Genomic DNA, 24,796 nt, shown 5'->3' on the forward strand with positions numbered 1-24,796 from the left:
GGCGTCAGCGCGTGACGTCGACGAGCGCGCTGCGCACGTGCACGACGTCGGTGCCGTAGACCCCGTCGAGATGCTCCTGCAGCGAGCCGTCGTCGTAGAGCACGAAGAGCTCGAGCCTGCCGTCCTCGGGGAAGCTGCCGAGCCAGCGGTCGCCGAGCGGATCCCACAGCAGCTGCTGGATCTCGTCGAGCACGGCCTCGTCGGTCGTGCCGGGCGCGAGCGGCTCTTCCGAGACCGGCATCGGGTCGTAGAGCGCGAGCATGATCGGCGGGCTCGTCACCGCGAAGCGCGTGCCGTCGAACGTGCCCTGCACGGCGTACGAGCCCCATCGCGAGCCCGACGACTCCTCCCAGCCGTCGATCGTCGACCAGTCCCAGCCGTCGATCGCGGGCCCGCTGCACTGCGGCGGGTACGACTCGGCGATGGCGCCGAGGCACAGCTCGGGGCCGTCGCCGCGATCGATCACGGTGCCCTGCCCGATGACCTCGCCGAGCGGGATCGCCTCGGGCAGCGTGCCGAGGTCGGCGGCGGGGTCGGCGGAGGCGGGTGGTTGCGGAGCATCGCTGCCGGCGCCCGTCGGGGTCGCCGCGCATGCGACGAGCGCGAGGGACGCGGCGAGCGCGACGACGATGCCGGAGGCGAGGGGAGTGCGGCGCACGATGGTCTCCTTCGATCAGTCGATGGGCTGCAGGGCGCTGACGACGTGCACGACGCCCGGACCGTAGACCCCGTCGAGGTGCTGCTGCACTGTGCCGTCGTCGAACACGACGGTCGTCTCGAGATGCCCGTCGGCGACGCCGCTCGAGAGCACGCGATCGCCGAGCGCGGCGTGCAGCACCTGCTGGATGCGCTGCAGCTCGTCGCCGCTCGTCGTGCCGGGCGTCGGCGCGGGCTGGTCGATCGGCGCCGGGTCGAAGAGCGCGAGCGAGACGGGGTCGCTCGTCACCGTGAGCGACTCGCCGTCCCACGTGCCCTGCACGGCGTAGGAGCCCCAGCGCGTGCCGCCGCGCGACTCCCAGCCGTCGAGTGCCGCCCAGTCCCAGCCGACGAGCGGCTCGCCGCCGCATGTGGGCGGCAGCGAGGCGCCGACGTCGCCGAGGCAGAGGATGGGCGTGCCCGCATCGAGCACGAGGCCCTGACCGAGCACCTCGCCGGCCGGGAGCGGCTGCGGCACCGTGCCGAGCTCCGTCGTCGGATCGGGCGTGCCCGGGCCCTCGGTCGGGGCATCGGACGCGGTGGGCGTCGGCGTCGGCTGCGTCGCAGCCGACGTCGCGCATCCCGACGTGCTCGCGAGCGCGAGCGCGGCGAGCGTCAGCGCTGCGATGCGTGCGACGGGGAGCGTGCGGTGCATGCCTCGATCCTGCTCCGGCCGTCGCCCGAGCGCGACACAACCGCACCCGCGACTGGTTCGTCAGCCTCCGTCGCCAGGGTCGTGCCGGGCCTCAGCGCGGCAGCCTGCTGGGATGCAGCACGTCGCCGCCGTGGGCGTCGCGCCACGCGTGCAGCTCGGCGACCGCCGCGGGCGGCAGCGCCCGCGACAGCGGCCCGCCGGCGAGGAACGTCGGCAGCGTGCGGTCGTTCGTCACGGGCGCGAGGCGGTCGGCGAGGCTCGCCACGGCGGCGCGCTGCGCCTCGCCGTCGGTGCCGGGCGGCATGGGCGCGATCGACGAGAGGATCCACGGCTCGCTCGGCTGCGGCACGAGCGACGGGCGCTCGGGCGCCGTGCCGCCGAGCAGCCGCACCTCGATCGCGACGACGGGTGCGAGGGCGGGCTCGGCGCGGGCCGCGACGAGCGCGTCGATCGTCGCGTCGTCGAGCCGCGGCACGAGCGCCGACCATCCCGTGCCGGCGCCGGGCTGCTCGGGGTCGCCCGCGATCGTGTGGAGCGCGCCGGGCGCGATCGGGGCGACGTCGTCGCGGAGGGGCTCGGGGACGGCGCGCAGCGGCGCGAGCGCCGCCTCGTCGACGTCGGCGAGCACGACGTGCACGCTGCACCAGCTGCGGCCGCGGATGGCCTCGGGCAGCACGGGGGAGTCGGGCATCGCGAGCAGCGCGACCGACAGCGCGAGCCCCGGCGCGGCGTCGACGAGCGTGGCCGCGGCGCGCAGCATCGCCGCCGAGTGCTCGATCGGCACGTCGATCGTGCCGCCGCGGAGGTCGGCGACGGGCTGCAGCGCGAGCTCGAGCTCCGTTGCGACGGCCACGAGCCCGGCGCCGCCGCGCAGCAGGCGCAGGGCCTCGTCGTCGTCGGCGATCCAGGCCGTCGTGCCGCCGGGCAGCACGACGTGCGCGCGCACGAGCCACTCGCCGCCGAGCCCGCCGAGCCGCGAGAACCAGCCCTGGCCGCCGCCCAGCACGAGACCCGCGACCGACACGATGCGGCTCGACCCCGACGGCCCCACGAGGCCCGTGCCGTCGAGCGCTGCCAGCAGGTCGCCCACGAGCACGCCTGCGCCGACGCGGGCCGTGCGCGTCTCGGCGTCGACCACGATCGCGTCGAACGCATCCATGCGCAGCACGATCGCGCCCTCGAGCGCATCGACGGCCCCGTGGCCCGTCGGCTGCACCGCCACGGTCGCGCCATGCTCGCGTGCGACGGCGAGCACCGCGGCGACGTCGTCGGCGTCGACGGGCGATGCGACGGCCGCCGGCCGCTGGGCGACGGCGCGCGCCCACGGCAGCCTCGCCTCCGCCCACGCCTGGTCGGCGGCGGCCACGACCGCACCCTGCATCCGATCTCGCAGCGCTGCGACGAGCGCGATCTCATCCATGCGGACGACGGTAGCCCCCACCCCGACGCCTACGCTGGAGGGATGCTCGACCTCGACGCCCTGCGCCGCTGGCCCGACGTCGAGTCGCCCGACCTGCAGGCGCACGACTCGGCCGACGCGCTCATCCTCGCCGAGGCCACCGCCGTGCCGGAGGGCGTCGCCGGCCGCGAGGTCGTCGTGATCGGCGACCGCCACGGTGCGCTGACGCTGGGCGCGCTCGACGCGGGTGCGACCCACGTGCGCGTGCACCAGGACCCCATCACGAGCGAGCGCGCGCTCGACGCCAACGCCGATCGCGTGGGTCTCGACGGCTTCGCCCACCACGCCCTCGACGCCGACCTCGTGGCGGATGCGCACCTCGTGCTGCTGCAGCTGCCGCGCTCGCTCGACGCGCTCGACGAGATCGCGGGCCTCGTCGCCCGCCACGCGTCGCCCGACGTGCGCATCGTCGCCGGCGGCCGCGTCAAGCACATGACGCGCACGCAGAACGACGTGCTCGCGCGGCACCTGGGGACGGTGACCGCGACGCTCGCGCACCGCAAGGCGCGCGTGCTGCACGCGAGCGCTCCGCGCCCCGACCTGCCGCCCCTCGACTGGCCGCGCAGCGTGCGCCACGACGACGTCGGCCTCGCTGCCGTCGCGCACGGCGGCGTCTTCGCAGGCTCGACCGTCGACCGCGGCACGCGCCTGCTGCTCGACCGCATCCGCGATCTGCCCCGCGCGGATGGCGTGCTCGACCTGGGCTGCGGCTCGGGCCTGCTCGCCACCGCGGTCGCGCTCGCGCAGCCGCACGCCACGGTGACGGCGACGGATCGGTCTGCCGCCGCCGTGCGCTCGACCGCCGCGACCGCCGCGGCGAACGGCGCGACGGTGCTGACGCTGCGCGACGACGCTGCCGCATCCGTGCCCGACGCCTCGATCGACGTCGTGCTGCTCAACCCGCCGTTCCACGCCGAGTCGGCCGTGCACACGGGCCTGGCGCACCGCATGTTCGAGGCCGCCGGCCGGGTGCTGCGGCCCGGCGGCGAGCTGTGGTGCGTGTGGAACGGGCACCTGCGCTACCGGCAGGCGCTCGAGCGGGCCGTCGGCGCCACGCGGCAGGTGCATCGCGACGCCACCTTCACGGTCACGGCGTCGACGCGTGCCTGACCGGGCACCGCGCGGCGACGCTCGCGAGTTCACCGCCGTCGAGCGGTGGATCGACGACCGAGCCAACGCGGTGCTCGCGCGCGGCTCGGGCCGCTGGCGCCCGTGGGTCGTCGACGCCGTCGTCTTCCTGCTCAAGCAGGCGTGGGCGTGCGTCTTCGGGTTCCTCATCCTCGTCGCGATCGTCGCCGTGCGCCTGTGGTGGCCCGCCGACGCGGCCGTCGCGCCGAACGACGCGCTCGTGCTCATCGCCGTCGGCATCCAGGTGGGGATGCTCGTCGCGAGGCTCGAGACGGTGCGCGAGCTCTGGGTCGTCGTGCTCTTCCACGTCGTCGGCACGATCATGGAGCTCTTCAAGACCGACGTGGGCTCGTGGACGTACGCGGCCGACGGCATCCTGCGCATCGGCGGCGTGCCGCTGTTCTCGGGCTTCATGTACGCGGCGGTCGGCTCGTACATGGTGCGGTCGATGCGCATGTTCGACCTGCGCTTCACCCGCTACCCGCCGCTGTGGGCGACGGTCGTGCTCGGCGCCGCGATCTACGCGAACTTCTACACGCACCACTTCGTGTGGGATGCGCGCTGGGTGCTCGTCGTGGCGGTGCTCGTGCTGTGGGCGCGCACGGTCATGCACTTCCGCGTGCACGTGCGCGTGTGGCGCTGGCCGCTGCTCGTGCCCTTCGTGGGCGTCGCGGCGTTCATCTGGATCGCCGAGAACGTCGGCACCGCCGTGGGCGCCTGGACGTATCCGAACCAGGCCGACGGCTGGGAGCCGGTCTCGCCGCAGAAGGTCGTGTCGTGGTTCCTGCTCATGATCATCTCGGTCGTGCTCGTGACGCTCGTGCACCGTCCGCGCACGCCGGATGCGGTGGCTGCGCCGGGCGACGCTCGCGCCCGCTGACGCGCGTTCGCCGACACGCCGCCGACCGTCCACGCCCGCGTCATGCGGGCACGGCACGCTGGCAGCAGTCCCGGCCGGGACATGAGCCGGCCGGGGCTTTCGCATGTCCGGCCGGCGCCGGCCGCGTCAGTTCAGGATCTCGCCGCGATCCTCGGGCGCCTTCGCCACGATGCGCTCGCGCCAGGCGTGCAGCGCCTCGGGGCTCAGCCGCGTCCAGTCATCGACCTCGCGCACGATGCGCACGGGCTCGGTCGTGCGGAACGACCGCGTCGGGTTGCCCGGGAACCTCGTGTCGGTGACGTTCGGGTCGTCCTCGAGCGCGCCCGTGGGCTCGACCTCGTACACGTGCGGCGTCGCGCCGCGACCCACGAGCTCGGCCGCGAGCTCGGCGGCGAGGCCCGCCCCGTCCCGCTGCGCCGTCACGTAGACGTGGCGCATGACGACGTCGGGTCGGTAGTTCGAGCGGAACCCGGCCGTGAGCATCGCGCCAGGAGGCAGCTCGGCGGCGGTGCCGTGGAAGAGCGGGCGGTCGTCGATCGGCGCGGTCACCCGGACACGGTACTGCCGCGCGCCGCGAGGCGCTCGGCGGCGACGGGCGCGATGCCCGCGAGCGCACCGCCCACGCGCGACCACCACGGCGCCACGATGCGCGGCCGGTCGACGATGGCGCCGAGCACGAGGGTCGCGGCCTCCTGCGCGCTCAGCGATGGCATCCGCGAGCCCGCGTACGACGACGCCATCGCCGTGCGCACGAGCGGCAGCCGCACGCTCGTCACGGCGACGCCGCGGCCGCGCAGCTCGGGCGCCGCCGACGCGAGCCACGCCTCCATGCCCGCCTTCGACGCCGCGTACGCCGCCCAGCCGGGCGTCGGCACGACGCTCGACGCCGACCCCACGTGCACGAGATGCCCGCCACCTGTGCGCGCCATGGCGTCGACGATCGGCAGCGCGAGCGCGACGGGACCGAGCAGGTTGACGCCCGCGAGCCTGCGCAGGTCGTGCGCCCGGTCGACGGAGTCGGCGAGCGAGCGGCGGATGCTGTGCCCCGCGTTCGAGACGAGCACGGCGGGGGAGCGCGCGGCGAGCGCGTGGGCGGCGGCGTCGGTCGCGTCGGCGTCGCGCAGGTCGAGGGGCAGCGTCGTCGCCGTGCCGCTGGCAGCGCGCACGGCCTCCGCGGTGCGTTCGAGTCCATCGACGCCGCGTGCCACGAGCACGACGTCGGCGCCCGCGAGCCCCAGCACCCGGGCGACCTCGGCGCCCACGCCGCGCGACGCGCCCGTCACGACGACGGTGCGCCCGGCGACGCGGGCTCGCAGGCGCGGCAGCGACACGGGGCGACCGACGGTGCCGGCGAGGTGGCGCGCGAGCGAGGTCACGAGCGTCACCCTAGGCTGCGCTCCCGAGCGGCGACCGGCTGGCGAGCGACCGCGCCGGCGTCAGGCCGACGCGCGCCAGCAGTGCAGCATGAGCTGCGTGCGCCACGGGGTGACGTCGGCCGCGAGGCCGGGCAGGTCGTCGATGCCGAGTCGTCGCGCACCCGCGCGCACGGCGGAGTCGCCCAGCAGCAGCACGTCGGGGTCGCCGAGCCGCAGCGACACGTAGCCGGCCGTCCACGGCCCGATGCCCTTGAGCGCGACGAGCTGCGCGCGCATCCGCTCGAGGTCGACCCCTTGCTCGACCACGACGGTGCCATCGTCGAGCGCCGCCGCGACGCGAGCGACCGCCTCGGACTTCGCGACCGGGCCGCGCAGCACGTCGACGGCGCCGGCCGCGACCTGCGCGTCCGTCGGGAACACGCGGTCGAGCCCGTCGACCGGCGAGGGCAGCACGTCGCCGAGCGTCGCGAGCAGCCGCAGCTGCCCCGTCGCGGCGGCGACGGAGATCTGCTGGCCGACGACGGCGCGGAACACCATCTCGTGCGGGTCGGCGCAGCCGGGCGCACGCAGCAGGGGAGCGGCGGCGACCGACGCCGCGAGCAGCGGCACGTCGTGCCGTTCCGCGGCCCAGACGAGCCGCGCGTCGGCCTCGGCCGTGTCGAGGTCGACCGCGAAGACCGCGCGCATCGCCGCCTCGGCATCCGCCCCGCCATCCAGCGAGACGCCGGACGCCGAGCCGGCGTCGACCGCGGCGGAGGCCACGGCGACGCCGCTCGGCGTCAGCAGGGTGCGTCGGTAGCCCGACGCGTCGACGTGCTCGATCCCGGCGATCGCGCGCGGCGCGAGCCACGCGAGGATCGGCGCGGGATCGAGCGCCGTCGTCATCGGCGCGAGTCGGACCCGTCGTCGGTCACGGCGTCGGCCGCGGCAGCGCCGTCGGCGCGGTCCTTGGCCTCGAACTCCGCAGCGGCGTCGTCGCGGATCGCGGCGCGCGCCTCCTCGGGCATGTCCTCGACGGCGGCCTCGCGCAGCACGTCGCGGTCGAAGTCCGTGATCGGCGCGTGCTTGCCGTCGGCATCCACGACCATGAGGCCCTGCGTGCGGGGCTCGATCGTGAGCGGACGTGCGAACGACGAGCCGGCGGCGTCGACGATGTGGAAGTGGCCGTCCTCGCCGAGCTCGGCACCCGAGGGGCCGATGTGCAGCGAGCCGTCGCCGCCCTTGCGAGCATCCATGCGCAGCTTGATGAGCGACGCGACGACCGAGACGACCATCGACACGAGGATGACGAGCAGCGAGTGCCACGTCTCGATGTGCGGCACCCAGGCGATCGGCTCGCCGCTGTTGATGAACGGCAGGTCGTTGGCCTCCATGGCGTGGAAGACGAGCTTGACGCCGATGAAGCCGAGGATCGCCGCGATGCCGTAGTGCAGGTACACGAGGCGGTCGAGCAGGCCGCCGAGCAGGAAGTACAGCTGGCGCAGGCCCATGAGGGCGAAGATGTTGCACGCGAAGACGAGGAACGGGTCGGTCGTCACCGAGAAGATCGCGGGGATCGAGTCGATCGCGAAGAGCAGATCGGTCGTGCCGAGCGCGACGATCACGAGCAGGAACGGCGTCACGTACTTCACGCCGTTCTGCGTGATGGTGGCCTTGCCGCCGTTCCACGTGTCGGTGACGTTGACGCGCCTCTTGAGGAGGCGCGTGACGAGGTTGTCCTTCTCGCCCGCGTCGTCCTCGCCGCCGAACGCCTGCTTGTACGCGACGTACACGAGGTAGGCGCCGAAGATGTAGAAGACCCACGAGAGCTGCTCGACGAGCTGCACGCCGACGAGGATGAAGATGCCTCGCAGCACGATCGCGATGAGGATGCCGATCATGAGCACCCGCTGCTGCATCTCCTTCGGCACCGAGAAGCGCGCCAGGATGATGATGAAGACGAACAGGTTGTCGATCGACAGCGAGTACTCGAGCAGCCAGCCCGTCACGAACTCGCCTGCGTGCTGGGCGTCGCCCATGAGCAGCAGCACGCCCGCGAAGACGAGCGCGAGCGACACGTAGAGCACGACCCAGCCGGTCGCCTCCTTCATCGACGGCACGTGCGGGCGCTTGACCACGATGAGGAGGTCGGCGACGAGGATGGCGACGAGGAGCGTCAGCGAGACGATCTCGAAGATCTGATACGGGGTCACAGAGGGCCTTTCGAGAGGCGTGAGGGTGCGTTCGTGTGACGAACGTCTCTCCCACGTGCTGACGCACGCCGCCGTGACCGGAGCCCCGGGGCTCGTACTGACGAATCACGGCGAAACCGGGATACTCCCCTTCGCATGGACGATCGTACCGCCTCGCGCGGCCCCTGCGCGCGACCTGTGCACGAATGCGACCGCCTACGATCGAGGCATGGCACAGCGATGGTCGATCTCGAACGCGCTCCGAGGCATGTTCCAGCGCGAGACGATCACCGACGAGACGTGGGACGACCTCGAGACGGCGCTCATCACGGCCGACTTCGGGCCCGACATCGCCGAGGAGGTCGTCGAGGCGCTGCGCGCCGACGTCGACCGGCTCGTGATCGACGACCCGCGCGAGCTCAAGCGGATGCTGCGCGAGCGGCTCGAGGAGCGCTTCGCCGCCTACGACCCCACGCTCACGCTGCAGGAGCGCCCCGCGGTCATCCTCGTCGTCGGCGTCAACGGCGTCGGCAAGACGACGACGATCGGCAAGCTCGCGCGTCTCCTCGCGAGCCACGGCCAGTCGGTCGTGGTCGGCGCTGCCGACACGTTCCGTGCCGCAGCCGTCGAGCAGCTCGCGACGTGGGCGCAGCGCGCCGGCGTCGAGCTCGTGCGGCCCGAGCGCGAGGGGCAGGATCCCGCATCCGTCGCCTTCCAGACGGTCGAGCGGGCGAAGACGGGCGACATCGCGATGTGCATCGTCGACACCGCCGGCCGCCTGCAGACGAAGGGCGGCCTCATGGACGAGCTCGGCAAGATCCGCCGCGTCGTCGAGAAGCAGGCGCCCGTGTCGGAGGTGCTGCTCGTGCTCGACGCGACCACCGGGCAGAACGGCGTCGCGCAGGCGCAGGCGTTCATCGAGCACGCGGGCGTCACGGGCCTCGTCATCACGAAGCTCGACGGCTCGGCGAAGGGCGGCTTCGTGCTCGCCGTGCAGGAGCGCACCGGCATCCCCATCAAGCTCATCGGCCAGGGCGAGGGCATCGACGACCTCACGGGCTTCACGCCGCACGTGTTCGTCGAGCAGCTCGTCGGCTAGGCGGTGCGCTTCGGCGCCATGGCCGTGACCCGGAAGCACACCACGTCGAGCACGGCGTCGTCGGGCATCCGCGGGTAGTACCGCGAGCGCAGGAGGTCGACGTACTCGCGCATGTCGGTGCCGTTCGGCGCGTGCACGGCGGCAGGCGTCAGGTCGGCGATCGCGACGCGCGTCACCGACCGCACGTGGGCGGCGACCCGCTCGTCGCCGCCGTCGAACGTCAGCGTCGCCGGCCCTGACGCGATGGGCTCGCGCCAGCGCACCGTGACCGCCTTCGACCCGTCGAGCACCGCGTCGCGATGGCGGGCGGCGAACGCGATCGTCTGCGGTGCGACCGTCGCGAGCAGGTGGGCGACGAGCGCGTCGAGATCGATCGGTGCGCGGAGTCGGGGATGGTGCGCGGCAGCGAGTCCCGACGCCACGACCTCGAGGCTCGGCGCCGCGACGCCCCGCTCGGCGCACAGCTCGCGCAGCGCCTCCAGGTACGGCTCGACGAGCTCGGTCGCCGCAGCGGGCTCGACGGCGAACGCATCCGCGACGAGCATCGCCATCGACGGCCCGGGCCCGCCGTACGCGCCTGTCGCGACGATCTCGGTCGCCGACGCCTCCGCGAGGTCCTGCCCGGCGGCCAGCAGCAGCTGGCGGTAGTGGTCGCGGGGGATCGCGACGGCGGCGGGAGCGGGCATCAGGTGCCGATCGCCAGATCGTCCTCGGGCGACATCCGCCCGAGCAGCGTGAGTCGACCGTCGTCGATGCGACCGCGGTCGTCGGTGATGACCGTGCGGCCCGCGCCGCGCAGCCACACGCGACCCTCGGCATCCGACCCCCTCGCGTGCCCGACGATGCCGATCTCGGTGCCGGGCAGCGGTCGACCGACGGATGCGGGATGCGCTGCGACCTCGTCGGGGCTCGCGACGGCGACGGTGCCGGTCTCGGTCGTGCCGTACGCGTTCATGACGATGGGCCCCCACGCGGCGTGGAGGCGCACGACGAGCTCGGGCGTCAGCGGCTCGGAGCCCGCGACGATGCGGCGCAGGCTCGGCGCCTCGCCCGACTCCTCGACGTAAGCCACGAGGCGCTCGAGCTGCGTCGGCACGCCGCTCACCATCGTCGCGCCGCGCTCGCGCATGAGCCGCACCCGCGTCGCCGGGCGCGTGTACGGCGACGACACGAGCGTCGCGCCCGTCATGAGGGTCGCCGCGAGCAGCTGCAGACCGTGGCCGTGGTGCAGCGGCGAGCAGCCGAGCACGGTGTCGGTCGACGCGATGCCCACCCGGCGGTGCAGCCCCTCGAGCTGCCGCATGCCGCGCACGCCGAACGGCTTCGTCACGTGGGGCGCCGGCGTGCCGGTCGTGCCCGCCGTCATGAGCACGAGGCGGCCGATGCGGCGCGTGCCGGCGAGGCGCGGCTGCGGCACCCGCGCCTGCTCGAGCGCATCCTTCGCGGCGACGGTCGGCCCCGCGTGCCACTCGGGCGCGTCGCCCTGGTGCACGAGCAGCGCGTCGCGCGGGATGACGCGGTCGAGCGCCGTGTCGCGGCGCGGGTTCGCGAGCCACGCGTCGAGCCCCAGGCGACCGGCGGCGAGCACCGACAGCACGAGCGACGGCCCCTCGCACGCCGCCACGACGGCGCGCGGATGGTCGAGCACCTCGCGATGCCAGTGCGCCGCGAGCCGCTCGGCGTCGCCCCACAGATCGGCGAACGACCACGCTGCATCGCCCACGACGAGGGCCGTGCGCGACCCGAACCGATGGGCGCCCGCCTCGGTGAGCGCCGCGAGCGTCGGCCCCCTCCGACGCAGCGCTCGGGCGAGCGCGCGAGCGTCGCGCGGCGACAGGGGGAGGCGCATGCGGTCAGGGTAGCGATGGCACATGGGCGACGCCGGTACCATCGGAGGCACCATGGCAGCGTTCGGCTCTCTCTCCACCCGGCTCACCGACTCCCTCGCGAAGCTGCGCACGAAGGGCAAGCTGACGCCGTCGGACATCGACGGCACCGTCCGCGAGATCCGACGTGCGCTGCTCGACGCCGACGTCGCGCTCGACGTCGTCAAGGACTTCTGCGCCCGCATCCGCGAGCGCGCCCTCGGAGCCGAGGTCGCGTCGTCGCTCAACCCGGCGCAGCAGGTCGTGCAGATCGTCAACCAGGAGCTCGTCGCGATCCTCGGCGGCGACCAGCGCCGCCTCGAGCTCGCGAAGACCCCGCCGACCATCATCATGCTCGCGGGCCTGCAGGGTGCCGGCAAGACGACCCTCGCGGGCAAGCTCGCGAAGCACCTCGCGGGCGAGGGGCACACGCCGATCCTCGTCGCCGCCGACCTCCAGCGCCCCAACGCCGTCACGCAGCTCGAGGTCGTCGCCGGCCAGGCCGGCGTCGCCGTCTACGCGCCCGAGCCCGGCAACGGCGTCGGCGACCCCGTGAAGGTCGCCCGCGACGGCGTCGCGCTCGCGAAGAGCCGCCAGCACGACATCGTCATCGTCGACACCGCCGGCCGCCTCGGCGTCGACGCCGAGCTCATGCAGCAGGCCGCGAAGATCCGCAAGGCGATCGACCCCGACGAGGTGCTGTTCGTCATCGACGCGATGATCGGCCAGGACGCCGTCGCCACCGCCAAGGCCTTCCAGGAGGGCGTCGACTTCACGGGCGTCGTGCTCACGAAGCTCGACGGCGACGCGCGCGGTGGTGCCGCGCTGTCGATCCGCGGCGTCACGGGCCGCCCCATCCTCTTCGCCTCGACGGGCGAGCGTCTCGAGGACTTCGAGCCGTTCCACCCCGACCGCATGGCGAGCCGCATCCTCGACCTCGGCGACATCCTCACCCTCATCGAGCAGGCGCAGAAGTCGTTCGACGAGGAGGAGGCGCGCCGCGTCGCCGAGGCGATGCTCACCGACTCGTTCACGCTCGAGGACTTCCTCAAGCAGCTGCAGCAGGTGCGCAAGGCCGGCAACTTCAAGCAGATGCTCGGCATGCTGCCTGGCGCTCGCGGTCTGAAGGATGCGATCGACGGGTTCGACGAGGGCGAGTTCGCCCGCACGGAGGCGATCATCCTGTCGATGACGCCGCGCGAGCGGAAGCAGTCGAAGATCCTCAACGGCTCGCGTCGTCTGCGCATCGCGAAGGGTGCCGGCACGACCGTCACCGAGGTCAACCAGCTCATGCAGCGGTTCGACCAGGCCGCGAAGATGATGAAGACCGTCGCGAAGGGCGGCATGCCGAACATCCCCGGCATGGGTCCCGTCCCCGGTGCGCACGGCATGGGCAAGCGCCAGCCGAAGCAGCAGGTGTCGAAGGGCAAGCGCTCGGGCAACCCCGCGAAGCGCGCCGCGACGCCGGTGCAGGCACCGGCGCAGCAGGGCTCCGTGTTCGGCGGTGGCCAGGCCGCGCCCGACCTCGCGAACATGAGCCCCGAGGACCAGGCTGCCCTGCAGAAGATGCTCGGCGGCGGGCGCTAGCCCTCCAGCGACCCGCGGTGGCGCGCCTAGGCTGAGGCCATGGTCGCCACCGACATCCCCACCCGCATCGGCGTGCAGGTCTCGCCGCAGCACGCCACCTTCCAGCAGTCGATCGACGCCGTGCGTCGCCTCGAGGACATGGGCGTCGACGCCGTGTTCAACTGGGATCACTTCTACCCCCTGTCCGGCGAGCCCGACGGCGCGCACTTCGAGTGCACGACGCAGCTCGCGGCGTGGGCGCAGGCGACGGAGCGCGTCGAGCTCGGCCCGCTCGTGTTCTGCAACTCGTACCGCAACCCCGACCTGCTCGCCGACGTCTCGCGCACGCTCGACCACATCTCGTCGGGCCGCTTCATCCTCGGCATCGGCGCCGGCTGGTTCGAGCGCGACTACGACGAGTACGGCTACGAGTTCGGCACGCCCGGCACGCGCATCGGCGCGCTCGCCGAGGCCATGCCGCGCATCGAGGCGCGGTTGGCCAAGCTGAACCCGGCGCCCGTGCGCGACATCCCCGTGCTCATCGGCGGCGGCGGCGAGCGCAAGACGCTGCGCATCGTCGCGCAGCACGCCGACATCTGGCACTCGTTCGCCGGCCCCGACGAGCTGCAGCACAAGCTCGACGTGCTGCAGGGGCACGCGGATGCGGTCGGTCGCGACATCTCCGACATGGTCGTGTCGAACGGCGCCAGCATCCGCCAGGGCGTCGGCGGCCGTGGCTGGGAGCGCCTCGAGGCGCTGCACGCAGCCGGCACGCGCTTCTTCACGCTGTCGATCTCGGGCGACGACGGCCCCGACGGCTACGGCGTCGACGCCATCCAGCAGTTCGTCGACTGGCGCGACGCGAAGAACGCCTGACGCGACGCGACGGGATGTGCGCGAATCCGGGCACTCGAGGCGCTCAGCGTCACGAGGCGCTGGATTCGCGCACATTCCACCGCGCCGCCTCTTGACGAGTTACTTGCTTTTTGCAAGCATCGTGGCAGACGACCCGACGACGGGCCGCTCGACCCGATCGGAGCCCCCGTGTCCACGATGATCTTCGTCAACCTCCCCGTCACCGACCTCGACCGCTCGAAGGCGTTCTACGAGGCGCTCGGCTGGAGCATCAACCCGCTCTTCACCGACGAGAACGCCGCGTGCGTCGTCGTGTCCGACGAGATCTACCTCATGGTGCTGCGTCGCGACTACTTCCAGACGTTCACGACGAAGCAGGTCGCCGACCCCGCCACGACGGCGCAGGCGCTGCTCGCGATCAGCCAGCCGTCGCGCGAGGCCGTCGCCGACATCGCAGGCAAGGCGCTCGCCGCGGGCGGCAGCCAGGCGCGCGAGCCGCAGGACTACGGCTTCATGGTGCAGCACGCCGTGCAGGACCCCGACGGCAACGTCTTCGAGTTCATGTGGATGGACCCGAAGGCCGCCGAGCAGGGCCCCGAGGCGTACATGGCCGAGGGCGGCCAGGAGGGCTGATGGCTGCCCGTTCCTACGGGCAGCACGACGGCGTCACGAGGGCTCTCGAGCTCGTCGGCGATCGATGGGCGCTGCTCGTCGTGCGCGACCTGCTCGTGGGCCCTCGGCGCTACGGGGATCTGCGCACGGGCCTGCCGCGCATCCCCACGAACATCCTCGCGACTCGGCTCGCCGAGCTCGTCGAGGCGGGCGTCGCCGTGAAGACGCCCGTGAAGCGCATGGGCACCGTCTACGAGCTCACGCCGCTCGGCCGCGACCTCGAGCCGATCGTGCTCGGGCTCGCGCGATGGGGGATGCGGTCGCTCGCCGAGCCCGCGCCCGACGAGGTCGTGACGTCGGACGCGCTCACGACGGCCCTGCGCGCCGCGTTCGTGCCGGGCGACGCGGCGTTCGTCGTCGACGTGCTCGCCGACGGGGTCGCGCTGCGCGTGCGCGTCGCTGGCGACCGCCTCGACGTCGCGACCGTCGCGCTCGAGCGCCCCGAGACGGGGGAGGCGGGCGTCGCGGCCCGCGCGCTGCGCGAGCTCGCCCCGGATGCGGTGCTGCGCGCGACCGACGCGCTGCAGCGCGCGCTGGCGGGCAAAGCGGCGATCGACGACGCGCTCACGCTCGTCGAGGGCGACGAGAGGGTGCTGCGGGCGTTCACGACGGCGTTCGCCCGGGCCTGATCCCTACGCCCGCATCGTCTCCACGAGGTGCTCGAGCACGCCCTCCATGCCGCCGGCGATCATCGCCTCGCGCTGCTGGGCAGCGGAGCCGCCGTCGGCGAGCACCTGCACCGCCGCGGCGATGCCCTCGGTCGCGCCGAGCTCCTCGGCGATCGGCTCGAGGCGCTCGAGCGTCGAGTGCAGCACCTCGGCGACGCGCATCGTCGCGCCGTCGGCCGTCGTGATCATGACGGCGTCGAGCCCGAAGCGCGCGGTGCGCCAGCGGTTCTCGCGCACGAGCCACGACGGGATGCGCTCGGGCGCGTCGCCGGCGTCGATCGCGCGCATGCGCTCCTCGACGAGGCAGTGCGTGAGCGCCGTGACCGCATGGATGTGGGCGAGCGACGGTGCACCGTCGGCGATGCGCGCCTCGACGGTGCCGAGCCGAGGCGACGGTCGCACGTCCCACCGCAGCTCCGTGAGCCCATCCGCGGCGCCCACGTGCACGAGGTCGTGCGCGACGCGCTCCCACGTGGCCCAGTCGGGCATCTCGGGCGGCAGGCCCGCGTTCGGGATCTGCTGGAAGAGCATGGCGCGCTGCGACGCGTAGCCCGAGTCGTGGCCCGCCCAGTACGGGCTCGACGCCGACAGCGCGAGGATGAGCGGCAGGTGGTCGAGCAGCGCATGCAGCACCGGGATGGTCTGCCGCTCCGGGCGATCCATGCCGACGTGCGTGTGCACGCCGAAGATCAGCAGCCGCTCGGCCCACGAGCCGCCGTGCTCGATGAGCCTGCGGTACCTGGGGGAGTCCGACACGGGCTGGCCGCGCCACTGCGCCGTCGGGTGCGTGCCCGAGCCGATCACGTCGACGCCCTCGGCATCCGCCGCGTCGAGCACGAGGTCGCGCAGCTCGCGCACCTCGGCGATCGCCGACTCGGTGGAGTCGTGGATGCCCGTGACGAGCTCGACGGTGTTCTGCAGGAACTCGCCCTTCACGCGCTCGTCGTCGATGCGCGCGAGCACCGCGGGCGCTGCGGCCACGAGGTCGCGCGACGACCGGTCGACGAGCTGCAGCTCCCACTCGACGCCGAGGGTGCCACGCTTCGAGGGGGCGAAGTCCATGGCGCCAGCGTAGGGGCGCGCGTGCCCGGCGACGCACGGTGCGCGTCACGGGACGCAAGGATGGCCCCGGATGTGCCAGAATGGTGGGTCGAGTCCGGTCCTTCCACCCTCTACGGGAAGGGCGGGCTCCCACCGCCTTCCCTCCCCACGTCCCCGCCGTGGCCCGAGGGGTGCACACACCTCACGAGAACCACCAGGAGAACTGTGGCTGTCAAGATCCGACTCAAGCGCCTCGGCAAGATGCGCGCGCCGTACTACCGCATCGTCGTGGCCGACTCGCGCACCAAGCGCGACGGCCGCGTGATCGAGGAGATCGGCCTGTACCACCCGACCGAGAACCCCTCGCGCATCGAGGTCGACGGCGAGCGTGCGCAGTACTGGCTCGGCGTCGGCGCGCAGCCGACCGAGCAGGTCGCCGCGATCCTCAAGCTCACGGGCGACTGGGGCAAGTTCCAGGGCGACGAGAACGCCGTCTCGACCGTGCAGCAGCCCGAGGCCAAGGTCGCGTTCGTCGCCGACGAGAAGAAGGCCACGGTCCTCAAGCCCAAGGCCGAGAAGAAGGCCGAGCCCGTCGCCGAGGAGCCCGCGGCTCCCGCCGACGACGCTGCAGCCGACGAGGCGACGGCCGACGCCGACGCCGAGACCAAGGGCGAGTAGCACATGCTCGCTGCGGCGCTGAAGCACCTCGTCTCGGGCATCGTCGATCGCCCGGACGAGGTCGCCGTCGCGTCGCGCGAGACCCCGCGCGGCGAGGTCCTCGAGGTGCGCGTGCACCCCGAGGACCTCGGCCGCGTCATCGGCCGTGGAGGCCGTACCGCGACCGCGCTGCGCACCGTCGTCGGTGCGCTCGCGCAGGGGCGCCGCGTCCGCGTCGACGTGGTGGACACCGATTCCTGAGCGCACCCGCACCCAGCTGCGCGTCGGTCGCCTCGTCAAGGCGCACGGCCTCAAGGGTGCGCTGAAGATCGAGCTCTACACCGACGAGCCCGAGCGCCGCTTCACCGCTGGCGCCGAGTTCTCGCTGCAGGTGCCCACGTCGTCGAAGTGGCACCGCAAGACGCTGACGATGACCGACTTCAAGGTCTTCAACGGCAACCCCGTCGGCTTCTTCGAGGGCATCGACGACCGATCCGAGGCCGAGACCCTCGTGAAGGCCGTGCTCTGGGTCGAGCAGGACGCCACCGAGCTGCCCACCGAGCCCGACGCCTGGTACCAGCATCAGCTCGCGAACCTCGAGGTGTGGCGCGACGGCGTCATGGTGGGCCGCATCGCCCGCATCGACCCCATGCCTGCGCAGGACCTGCTCGTGATCGCCAACGGCGACACCGAGGTGCTGCTGCCGTTCGTGCGCGCGTTCGTGCCGACGGTCGACCTGCAGAACGGCCGCGTCGAGATCACGCCGCCGAACGGCCTCTTCGAGGACCCCGACCCTGCCGACGCCGAGCCGGAGCCCCAGGGCGCCGGTCGTCGCGCGGATGCGGCGGAGGCCGATGCGGATGCGCCCGCAGGCGACGAGCCCGAGGTGCCCGAGGCCGACACGGATGCCGACGCCGAGCCCGCGTCCGAGGCCGACCCCGCGAAGGACTGACGTGCGCATCGACGTCGTCACGATCTTCCCCGAGTTCTTCTCGGTGCTCGACGTGTCGCTGCTCGGCCGCGGCCGGCAGAAGGGCCTCGTCGAGACCCACGTACACGACCTGCGCGACTTCACGTACGACCGCCACCGCACCGTCGACGACACCCCGTACGGCGGGGGAGCCGGCATGGTCATGAAGCCCGAGCCGTGGGGCGAGGCGTTCGATCGCGTGCTCGGCGAGCACGACGAGTCCGCGCCGCCGTCGGAGGCGATCGTCGTGTTCCCCTCGCCCGCCGGCGAGCGCTTCACGCAGGCCGTCGCGCACGAGCTGGCCGACGCATCCCACCTCGTCTTCGCCTGCGGACGCTACGAGGGCATCGACTCGCGCGTCGCCGAGCACGTCGCGTCGCGCGCGATGGTGCGCGAGCTGAGCCTCGGCGACTACGTGCTGAACGGCGGCGAGGTCGCGGTCGTCGCGATGCTCGAGGCCATCACGCGCCTCGTGCCCGGCATGGTCGGCAACCCCGAGTCGATCGTCGAGGAGAGCCACGGCGACGGCGGCCTGCTCGAGTACCCGATCTACACGAAGCCTGCGTCGTGGCGCGGCCTCGACGTGCCCGACGTGCTGCGGTCGGGCGACCACGGCAAGGTCGCCGCCTGGCGCCACGCGCAGGCGGTCGAGCGCACGCGGCGCGTGCGGCCCGACCTGCTGCCGGGCGCCGACGCGTCGTGACCGCCGTTCGCCGGGCCTGCGCCTCATAGGTCGCTGAGGGCGAACGCACGGGCGCGCCGACGCCCGCGGTCGCTACGCTCGCGCCATGCGCCGCGCGTTCCTGTGGATCATGATCGCCTCGGTCGTCGTGCTGCCCGTCTGGGTGCTCGTGGGTCGAGCGCTGTTCGGCGCCCCGCTCGCGCAGGCGATCCTGCCGCTCGCCCTCCTCGCCCCGTTCCTCGCCGCGCAGATCGGCGTCGTGACGGGGCTCACGTACGCGCGCAAGGAGGTGCGCGGCCCCAAGGCCGTCACGTGGCACGACGTGCGCGTCGTCGGGCCGTGGCTCCTCGCGATCGTCGTGCTCGGCATGCTCGTCGTCGACGGCACGGGGGCGGGCGCCGCGAGCGCGCTCACGGCCCTCGTCGGCGCCGGCGCGCTCACGGCATCCAACGCCCTCGCGGCCGTGCTCGGCCTGCTCGTCGTGCTCGGCGGCCTCGTGATCGCCTACGTGCAGCTGCGCATGCTGCTGCTCGAGACGCGCGCCCGCGTGCAGGCCTACGTCGACGAGGTGTCGCACCGGCCGATCGTCGCGCCGGACGCCGTGTTCGAGAAGGCCACGTTCGAGCGCGCCGACGGCCCGCAGGCGGGGCGCACGATCCGCATCGAGCGCACCACCACCGACTGACTCGCGTCCGCGAGTGGCGACCGTGCGTCGCCGTATGGCAAGATGGACGCTTGTGCCATGCGCATCCTCTGCCACAGGGGAGCGAGCAGGCGCACTCTGACATCCACTCTCCTGAGCGGTCGACCTGTGGCGGCCGCGGATTGCGAACGATCATGCACATTCTCGACCACGTCGACGCGGCCTCGCTGCGCTCCGACGTCCCCGACTTCCGCCCCGGCGACAACGTCAAGGTGCACGTGAACATCATCGAGGGCTCGCGCTCGCGCGTCCAGGTGTTCCAGGGCCACGTCATCGCCCGTCAGGGCCGCGGCGTCGGCGAGACCTTCACGGTCCGCAAGGTGTCGTTCCAGGTCGGCGTCGAGCGTACGTTCCCCGTGCACTCGCCCGTCATCGACAAGATCGAGGTCGTCACCAAGGGTGACGTGCGTCGCGCGAAGCTGTACTACCTGCGCAAGCTGCGCGGCAAGGCAGCGAAGATCAAGGAGAAGCGCGACCGCTGAGTCGACGCAGCATCCACGAAGGGGGCCGGTTCGCCGGCCCCCTTCGTCGTGTCCGGGGGCTTGTGCGCAGGTCCGCGCGACGCGCCCGGATGTGAGCGATGCTCGAACAGCACGGTTGCGCAACGAAGTGGGCGGAAGCATGGTCGCGCCGTCGATCGTGCATGGGTTCCGGCCCTAGGCTTGGAGGCTGGCGAAGGGCGGGACATGGCGACGACTGCCGACAGGCGCGGATCCAGGACGATCGTCCTGTTCCTTCGAGACCTCGCGGTCATCTTCCTCGCGGCCCTGCTGATCTCCTTCCTCGTGAAGACGTTCCTCGTGCGGCCGTTCTACATCCCGTCGCCGTCGATGGCGACGACGCTCGAGGTCGACGACCGCGTCATCGTGAGCCTGCTCACGCCCGAGCTCGTGCAGCTCGAGCGCGGCGACGTCGTGGTGTTCGAGGATCCGGATGCGTGGCTGCCCGACCCGCAGGTCGACCAGCCCGACGGCCTCGCGGGCGGCGTGGACTGGTTCCTGACGTTCGTGGGCCTCGCGCCCGACGACAGCCACGGCTACCTCATCAAGCGCGTCATCGGCCTGCCTGGCGACCACGTCGTCTGCTGCAACGACTTCGGCCAGATCACGATCAACGACGTGCCGATCGACGAGACCGACTACATCACGCTCGACCAGGCGGGGCTGCCCGCGTCGGGCACCGACTTCGACGTCGTCGTGCCCGAGGGGCACCTGTGGGTGCTCGGCGACAACCGCTACCACTCGGCCGACTCGCGCGCCCACATCGACGAGCCCACGGGCGGCTTCGTGCCGATCTCCGACGTCGTCGGCCGCGCGATCGTCGTGTCGTGGCCCGTCGGGCGCTGGCAGTGGATCGACGACCACGACGACGTCTTCTCGGGCGTCGGCGCGGGCGGCCAGTGATCCTGAGGCACGCGTGAGCGTCGCCCCGACCCTCGAGGTCGAGACGGCGCTGTGGGATCGGCGTCCGCTCGTGATCGGCATGGACGAGGTGGGTCGCGGTGCCCTCGCGGGCCCCGTGAGCGTCGGCGCGTTCGCGCTCACGCGCTGCGACGTCGTGCCCGAGGGGCTGCGCGACTCGAAGGCCATGACGGCGAGGGCACGCGAGCGCACGGCGCCGATCGTGCGCGAGTGGGGGATCGCGGCCGTCGGGCACGCATCCGCCGCCGAGATCGACGCCGTCGGCATCATGGCCGCGTTGGCGATCGCCGGTCGTCGTGCGCTCGAGGAGCTGCACGCCGCGGGCGTCGACGTCGTCTCGAGCGCGCTGCTGCTCGACGGCTCGCACGACTGGCTCAGCCCGCGCCTGCGGCGGCCGCTCGCCATCACGCTGCGCCCGAAGGCCGACCGCGACTGCGGCTCGGTCGCGGGCGCCGCGTGCGTCGCGAAGGTCGAGCGCGACGCGCTCATGGTCGCGCACGACGCCGAGCATCCCGGCTACGGGTGGGCGTCGAACAAGGGGTACGCCGCCGCCGTGCACATGGATGCGATCCGCACGCTCGGCCCCACGCGCCTCCACCGTCGCACGTGGCTGAAGTCCGATGGTGCCGTGAGCGCCTCCGCCGCCGCGTAGGATCGACTCCGTGGAGCCAGAGGACATCGACGACTACGACCGTGAGGTCGAGCTGCAGCTCTTCCGCGAGTACCGCGACGTCGTCGGCACGTTCAAGTTCGTGGTCGAGACCGAGCGCCGGTTCTACCTCGCGAACGACGTGAAGCTGACCCGCCAGGACGCGGGCAACGACTTCTACTTCGAGCTCGAGCTCACCGACGTGTGGGTGTGGGACATCTACCGCGCCGACCGCTTCGTGAAGAACGTGCGGGTGCTGACGTTCAAGGACGTCAACGTCGAGGAGCTCTCGGACCGCGACCTCGAGCTGCCGAAGGACCTCGCGATCGAGGGCTGACGCTCCGGCGTCTCCGCACCTGCGCCCCCACGGCCCGACTGGGCGAGCGCGGTTCCACAACGCGTGATCCGCGCGCCCCGCGCACACTCGCGCCGGGGCAGCGGTCCCGCGGTCGGCGGCGCACGGTGGGATGCTCGGCATGCATCCCAAGGATCGACTCGGACGAGCGGGCGAAGACGCGGCCGCCGACCTGCTGCGGCAGGCCGGCATGCGCATCGTCGACCGCAACTGGCGCTGCCGGCAGGGCGAGCTCGACGTCGTCGCACGCGACGGCGTCACATGGGTCTTCGTCGAGGTGAAGACGCGGCGCGGGCGGCGCTACGGGCATCCGCTCGAGGCCATCACGCGCGAGAAGCTGCGCAGGCTGCGCACGCTCGCGACGCTGTGGATGCAGGCGCACGACGTGCGCGGACCCATGCGGCTCGACGCCATCGCGGTCGACGCACCCCACGACGCGCCCATGCGCCTCGAGCACGTGCGAGGCATCCGATGACTGCCATCCTGCGCGTCGTCGGCGCCGCTCGCACCGTGGCGCTGCAGGGCCTCGCCGGCCGGCGCGTCGACGTGGAGGTCGACGTCGCGAGCGGGCTGCCGAGCGTGCGCGTCGTGGGCATGCCGGATGCGGCGATCCGCGAGGCGCAGCACCGCACGCAGTCGGCGATCGAGACGTCGGGGTTCGAGTTCCCCAGCACGCGCGTCGTCATCAACCTCACGCCCGCGTCGCTGCCGAAGGCCGGCACGCACCTCGACCTGCCGATGGCCATCGCGGTGCTGCGCGCCATCGGCGTCGTGCCGCCCGAGCGCGACGCCGCCCTGTTCGGCGAGCTGGGCCTCGACGGTCGCCTGCAGCCGTTGCGCGGCGTGCTGCCGCTCGTGCGCGCCGCCGCGCTCGACGGGGCCGAGGAGGTGCTCGTGCCGCACGCGAACGCCGACGAGGCGTCGCTCGTCGAGGGCGTGCGCGTGCGCGCCGTCGCGAGCCTGCGCGAGGCCGCGATCGCGCTCGGCGCCGAGGTCGAGCCGGTGCCCGTCGAGCCCGCCACGTTGCGCGTGCCGCCCGAGACGACGCGGGCCGTGCCCGACCTCGCCGACGTCATCGGCAACCTCCACGCCGTCGAGGCGCTGCAGGTCGCCGCCGCCGGCGCGCACCACATGCTCATGCTCGGCCCGCCCGGCGCAGGCAAGACCATGCTGGCCTCCCGGCTGCCGGGACTGCTGCCCGAGCTCGACGTCGACCAGGCGCTCGACGTCGCCTCCATGCGCTCGCTCTCGGGCATCGCGTGCGCGACGCTCGATCGCACGCCGCCGTTCGAGGCGCCCCACCATTCGGCGACGGCCGGTGCGCTCGTCGGCGGAGGTGGGGCGCTCATCCGTCCCGGGGCCGTGTCGCGGGCATCGCATGGCGTGCTCTTCCTCGATGAGAGCCCCGAGTTCTCCCGTGTCGTGCTCGACGGGCTGCGCGAGCCGCTCGAGTCCGGCGTCATCGAGATCCATCGCGCGTCGGCGACCGCGGTGTTCCCGGCGGCGTTCCAGCTCGTGCTCGCGGCGAATCCATGCCCGTGCGGGCACCACGGCACCGGCCAGTGCCGATGCGTGCCGCAGCAGCGCCGCCGCTACCTCGGCAGGCTCTCGGGCCCGCTGCTCGACCGCGTCGACCTGCAGGTGACCGTCGACCGCGTCAGGCCGGTCGAGGCAGCCATGCGTGCCGACGAGCCGCGCACGTCGACCGCCGTCGCCCGCGAGCGCGTCGCCGCTGCCCGCGAGCGGGCGGCGCACCGGCTGCGTGGCACGCCGTGGCGGGCGATGGGGCAGGTGGATGGGCCGTGGCTGCGCCGCACGCATCCGCTGCCGCCCGCCGTCGTCGGTCCGCTCGACGACGCCCTCGCGCGCGGCGCGATCTCGATGCGCGGGTACGACAGGACCCTGCGCGTGGCCTGCACCGTCGCCGACCTCGACGACGCATCCGTGACGCGCGAGCACGTCGGCCGCGCGCTCTTCTACCGACAGGGAGTGCCCTCGTGACCCGATTCCGCCTGCCGGAGGCCACCATCCGCGAGCTCGTCGAGGGCGTCGCGCCGCCGAGCCTCGAGCAGCTCGACGGCGACGCGGCCGTGCGGCTGTTCGCCGCGGCGGCGTGGTCGTGCATCCCCGAGCCCGGCGACGCCGTCGCCGGCACCGCGCGCGAGGCGCTCGGCGACGTGCGCGCGCTCGAGCTGCTCGTCGACGGCGCAGCGCCGTCACGGTGGCTCGCCGAGGCCGGCGACGTGGCGCCCGACCTCGTGCGGCACATGGATGCGGCGGTCGATCGCTGGCGTCCCCGGCTCGACGACGCCCGCGTGCGGCGCGCGTTCGAGCAAGGTGCCGCGTGGGGCCAGACGCTGCTGTCGCCGCTCGCCGACGAGTGGCCCGCCGGCCTCGACGACCTCGGTCCGCACGCGCCCGCGGCGCTGTGGGTGCGCGGATCGCTCGCGGCGCTCGCCGAGACCCGGCGATCGATCGCGCTCGTCGGCTCGCGCGCGGCGAGCGGCTACGGCGAGCACGTGGCGATGGAGGCCGTCGAGGGGCTCGTGCGCCACGGCTTCGCCACGGTCTCGGGCGCGGCGTACGGCATCGACGCGTGCGTGCACCGCGCGACGATGGCCGTCGGCGGCACGACCATCGCGGTCATGGCCGGAGGCCTCGACCGGCTCTACCCGCCCGGCAACGACGACCTGCTGCGCCGCGTCGAGCGCGAGGGTGCCATCGTGGCCGAGGTGCCGTGCGGGTCGACACCCTCGAGATGGAGGTTCTTGGCGCGAAACCGCTTGATCGCCGCGCTGGCGCAGGCGACGGTCGTCGTCGAGGCGAGCGTGCGCTCGGGCTCCATCAACACCGCGGGCCACGCAGCGACGCTCGGCCGTCCGCTCGGCGCCGTGCCCGGCCCGGTCACGAGCGGCGCGAGCGCCGGCTGCCACCGGCTCATCCGCGACTACGGCGCGCAGCTCGTGCAGGGTGCTGACGAGATGCGCGCGCTCGTCGACGGCGACGCGATGCCCGTCGGCCTGGATGCGCGCGCGGGCGCCGAGGAGACGCGCGTGCTCGACGCCCTCAGCATCCGTCAGCCCCGCGACGCCGACGACCTCGCCGCCCGCGCCGGCATGTCGCTCGCCGAGGTGCGCGCGACGCTCGGCCTGCTCGACCTCTCCGGCGTCGTCGAGCAGCGGGGGAGCGGCTGGGTACGCCGGGCGACGCCGGCGTGACGCGGCTCGG

General features: G+C 73.3%; 29 protein-coding genes. 19 read left to right on the forward strand and 10 right to left on the reverse strand.

The genetic code is table 11. The annotated features are described in order from the left end of the window. Positions 1–4 precede the first annotated feature (4 nt). The 3 genes from BLQ67_RS14385 to BLQ67_RS14395 all read right to left on the reverse strand — a co-directional run bounded on the left by BLQ67_RS14385 (position 5) and on the right by BLQ67_RS14395 (position 2,771). Positions 5–658, reverse strand: coding sequence for a hypothetical protein (locus tag BLQ67_RS14385; RefSeq protein WP_092506183.1), 654 nt, complete (start codon positions 656–658; stop codon positions 5–7). A gap of 15 nt (positions 659–673) precedes the next feature. Beyond that, the gene (locus BLQ67_RS14390; protein ID WP_092506185.1) at positions 674–1,351 is read right to left on the reverse strand and encodes a hypothetical protein; all 678 of its coding nucleotides are present in this window, start codon (positions 1,349–1,351) and stop codon (positions 674–676) included. A gap of 91 nt (positions 1,352–1,442) precedes the next feature. Further along, positions 1,443–2,771, reverse strand: coding sequence for an FAD-binding oxidoreductase (locus BLQ67_RS14395; protein ID WP_092506187.1), 1,329 nt, complete (start codon positions 2,769–2,771; stop codon positions 1,443–1,445). A 42-nt stretch (positions 2,772–2,813) separates the two neighbouring features. Between BLQ67_RS14395 and BLQ67_RS14400 the strand changes: the two genes are divergently transcribed. After that, a complete protein-coding gene (locus BLQ67_RS14400; protein WP_092506189.1) occupies positions 2,814–3,920 on the forward strand; it encodes a class I SAM-dependent methyltransferase in 1,107 nt (368 codons plus the stop codon). Further along, positions 3,913–4,818 carry a DUF817 domain-containing protein gene (locus BLQ67_RS14405; RefSeq protein WP_092506191.1) on the forward strand — a complete coding sequence of 302 codons (906 nt, stop codon included), beginning with the start codon at positions 3,913–3,915 and terminating at the stop codon, positions 4,816–4,818. Before BLQ67_RS14400 ends, BLQ67_RS14405 begins: the two co-directional genes overlap by 8 nt. Before the next feature lie 126 nt (positions 4,819–4,944). Here the strand turns inward: BLQ67_RS14405 and BLQ67_RS14410 are convergent, their stop codons facing one another. The 4 genes from BLQ67_RS14410 to BLQ67_RS14425 are packed head-to-tail and all read right to left on the reverse strand — an operon-like array spanning position 4,945 to position 8,386. Further along, positions 4,945–5,367 (reverse strand): NAD(+)--rifampin ADP-ribosyltransferase, encoded by a 423-nt coding sequence (locus tag BLQ67_RS14410; RefSeq protein ID WP_092506193.1) that lies wholly within the window; start codon positions 5,365–5,367, stop codon positions 4,945–4,947. After that, positions 5,364–6,194, reverse strand: coding sequence for an SDR family NAD(P)-dependent oxidoreductase (locus BLQ67_RS14415; protein ID WP_157674863.1), 831 nt, complete (start codon positions 6,192–6,194; stop codon positions 5,364–5,366). The genes BLQ67_RS14410 and BLQ67_RS14415 overlap by 4 nt, the downstream gene beginning before the upstream one ends. Before the next feature lie 60 nt (positions 6,195–6,254). Then, on the reverse strand, positions 6,255–7,079 hold the full coding sequence (locus BLQ67_RS14420) for a DNA-3-methyladenine glycosylase 2 (RefSeq protein ID WP_092506197.1): 825 nt from the start codon (positions 7,077–7,079) through the stop codon (positions 6,255–6,257). Next, positions 7,076–8,386: a TerC family protein gene (locus BLQ67_RS14425; RefSeq protein WP_407922474.1), complete on the reverse strand. Its 1,311-nt coding sequence runs from the start codon at positions 8,384–8,386 to the stop codon at positions 7,076–7,078. The genes BLQ67_RS14420 and BLQ67_RS14425 overlap by 4 nt, the downstream gene beginning before the upstream one ends. 208 nt (positions 8,387–8,594) lie before the next feature. Here BLQ67_RS14425 and ftsY point away from each other — a divergent pair, with 208 nt between their 5' ends. Continuing rightward, a complete protein-coding gene (gene ftsY / locus BLQ67_RS14430) occupies positions 8,595–9,464 on the forward strand; it encodes a signal recognition particle-docking protein FtsY (protein ID WP_092506199.1) in 870 nt (289 codons plus the stop codon). On the opposite strand, the gene BLQ67_RS14435 is transcribed toward ftsY, so the two are convergent. Further along, positions 9,461–10,150 (reverse strand): ASCH domain-containing protein, encoded by a 690-nt coding sequence (locus tag BLQ67_RS14435; RefSeq protein ID WP_092506201.1) that lies wholly within the window; start codon positions 10,148–10,150, stop codon positions 9,461–9,463. The two genes, ftsY and BLQ67_RS14435, sit on opposite strands and share 4 nt — an antisense overlap. Then, complete coding sequence (locus tag BLQ67_RS14440) at positions 10,150–11,313, reverse strand: class I adenylate-forming enzyme family protein (protein WP_157674864.1); 1,164 nt, start codon at positions 11,311–11,313, stop codon at positions 10,150–10,152. Before BLQ67_RS14440 ends, BLQ67_RS14435 begins: the two co-directional genes overlap by 1 nt. A gap of 52 nt (positions 11,314–11,365) precedes the next feature. Between BLQ67_RS14440 and ffh the strand changes: the two genes are divergently transcribed. The 4 genes from ffh (at position 11,366) to BLQ67_RS14460 (ending at position 15,051) form a co-directional block, all read left to right on the forward strand. Then, the gene (gene ffh, locus BLQ67_RS14445; protein WP_092506205.1) at positions 11,366–12,916 is read left to right on the forward strand and encodes a signal recognition particle protein; all 1,551 of its coding nucleotides are present in this window, start codon (positions 11,366–11,368) and stop codon (positions 12,914–12,916) included. 39 nt (positions 12,917–12,955) lie between these two features. Beyond that, positions 12,956–13,771: an LLM class F420-dependent oxidoreductase gene (locus BLQ67_RS14450; protein WP_092506207.1), complete on the forward strand. Its 816-nt coding sequence runs from the start codon at positions 12,956–12,958 to the stop codon at positions 13,769–13,771. A gap of 177 nt (positions 13,772–13,948) precedes the next feature. Further along, positions 13,949–14,383, forward strand: a complete 435-nt coding sequence (locus BLQ67_RS14455) for a VOC family protein (protein WP_172802372.1) — start codon at positions 13,949–13,951, stop codon at positions 14,381–14,383. After that, positions 14,383–15,051: a winged helix-turn-helix transcriptional regulator gene (locus tag BLQ67_RS14460; protein WP_092506211.1), complete on the forward strand. Its 669-nt coding sequence runs from the start codon at positions 14,383–14,385 to the stop codon at positions 15,049–15,051. The genes BLQ67_RS14455 and BLQ67_RS14460 overlap by 1 nt, the downstream gene beginning before the upstream one ends. Positions 15,052–15,054: 3 nt before the next feature. Here the strand turns inward: BLQ67_RS14460 and BLQ67_RS14465 are convergent, their stop codons facing one another. Beyond that, positions 15,055–16,152 (reverse strand): YbdK family carboxylate-amine ligase, encoded by a 1,098-nt coding sequence (locus tag BLQ67_RS14465; protein WP_092506213.1) that lies wholly within the window; start codon positions 16,150–16,152, stop codon positions 15,055–15,057. 204 nt (positions 16,153–16,356) lie between these two features. On the opposite strand from BLQ67_RS14465, the gene rpsP reads away from it, so the two are divergent. The 12 genes from rpsP (at position 16,357) to dprA (ending at position 24,786) form a co-directional block, all read left to right on the forward strand. Beyond that, positions 16,357–16,809 (forward strand): 30S ribosomal protein S16, encoded by a 453-nt coding sequence (rpsP, locus tag BLQ67_RS14470; protein ID WP_092506215.1) that lies wholly within the window; start codon positions 16,357–16,359, stop codon positions 16,807–16,809. A 3-nt stretch (positions 16,810–16,812) separates the two neighbouring features. After that, positions 16,813–17,049, forward strand: coding sequence for an RNA-binding protein (locus BLQ67_RS14475; protein ID WP_092506217.1), 237 nt, complete (start codon positions 16,813–16,815; stop codon positions 17,047–17,049). Next, complete coding sequence (rimM, locus tag BLQ67_RS14480) at positions 17,042–17,740, forward strand: ribosome maturation factor RimM (protein WP_092506970.1); 699 nt, start codon at positions 17,042–17,044, stop codon at positions 17,738–17,740. The genes BLQ67_RS14475 and rimM overlap by 8 nt, the downstream gene beginning before the upstream one ends. A 1-nt stretch (position 17,741) precedes the next feature. Beyond that, complete coding sequence (gene trmD, locus BLQ67_RS14485) at positions 17,742–18,461, forward strand: tRNA (guanosine(37)-N1)-methyltransferase TrmD (protein WP_092506219.1); 720 nt, start codon at positions 17,742–17,744, stop codon at positions 18,459–18,461. 85 nt (positions 18,462–18,546) lie between these two features. Next, complete coding sequence (locus tag BLQ67_RS14490) at positions 18,547–19,125, forward strand: hypothetical protein (protein ID WP_092506221.1); 579 nt, start codon at positions 18,547–18,549, stop codon at positions 19,123–19,125. Between the two features lie 152 nt (positions 19,126–19,277). Further along, positions 19,278–19,625, forward strand: a complete 348-nt coding sequence (gene rplS, locus BLQ67_RS14495; protein ID WP_092506223.1) for a 50S ribosomal protein L19 — start codon at positions 19,278–19,280, stop codon at positions 19,623–19,625. Between the two features lie 204 nt (positions 19,626–19,829). Then, positions 19,830–20,546: a signal peptidase I gene (gene lepB / locus BLQ67_RS14500; RefSeq protein ID WP_092506225.1), complete on the forward strand. Its 717-nt coding sequence runs from the start codon at positions 19,830–19,832 to the stop codon at positions 20,544–20,546. A 13-nt stretch (positions 20,547–20,559) separates the two neighbouring features. Next, complete coding sequence (locus tag BLQ67_RS14505; RefSeq protein ID WP_231945072.1) at positions 20,560–21,216, forward strand: ribonuclease HII; 657 nt, start codon at positions 20,560–20,562, stop codon at positions 21,214–21,216. Between the two features lie 10 nt (positions 21,217–21,226). Continuing rightward, entirely contained in the window at positions 21,227–21,550 is a 324-nt protein-coding gene (locus BLQ67_RS14510) for a DUF2469 domain-containing protein (RefSeq protein WP_092506227.1), read from the forward strand. A 130-nt stretch (positions 21,551–21,680) separates the two neighbouring features. Further along, on the forward strand, positions 21,681–22,043 hold the full coding sequence (locus tag BLQ67_RS14515) for a YraN family protein (protein ID WP_092506229.1): 363 nt from the start codon (positions 21,681–21,683) through the stop codon (positions 22,041–22,043). Next, entirely contained in the window at positions 22,040–23,569 is a 1,530-nt protein-coding gene (locus BLQ67_RS14520) for a YifB family Mg chelatase-like AAA ATPase (protein ID WP_092506231.1), read from the forward strand. The genes BLQ67_RS14515 and BLQ67_RS14520 overlap by 4 nt, the downstream gene beginning before the upstream one ends. Further along, positions 23,566–24,786: a DNA-processing protein DprA gene (gene dprA, locus BLQ67_RS14525; RefSeq protein ID WP_092506233.1), complete on the forward strand. Its 1,221-nt coding sequence runs from the start codon at positions 23,566–23,568 to the stop codon at positions 24,784–24,786. Before BLQ67_RS14520 ends, dprA begins: the two co-directional genes overlap by 4 nt. Positions 24,787–24,796 lie beyond the last annotated feature (10 nt).

Origin of the sequence: Agrococcus jejuensis (assembly GCF_900099705.1) — a bacterium.
GTDB lineage: Bacteria > Actinomycetota > Actinomycetes > Actinomycetales > Microbacteriaceae > Agrococcus > Agrococcus jejuensis.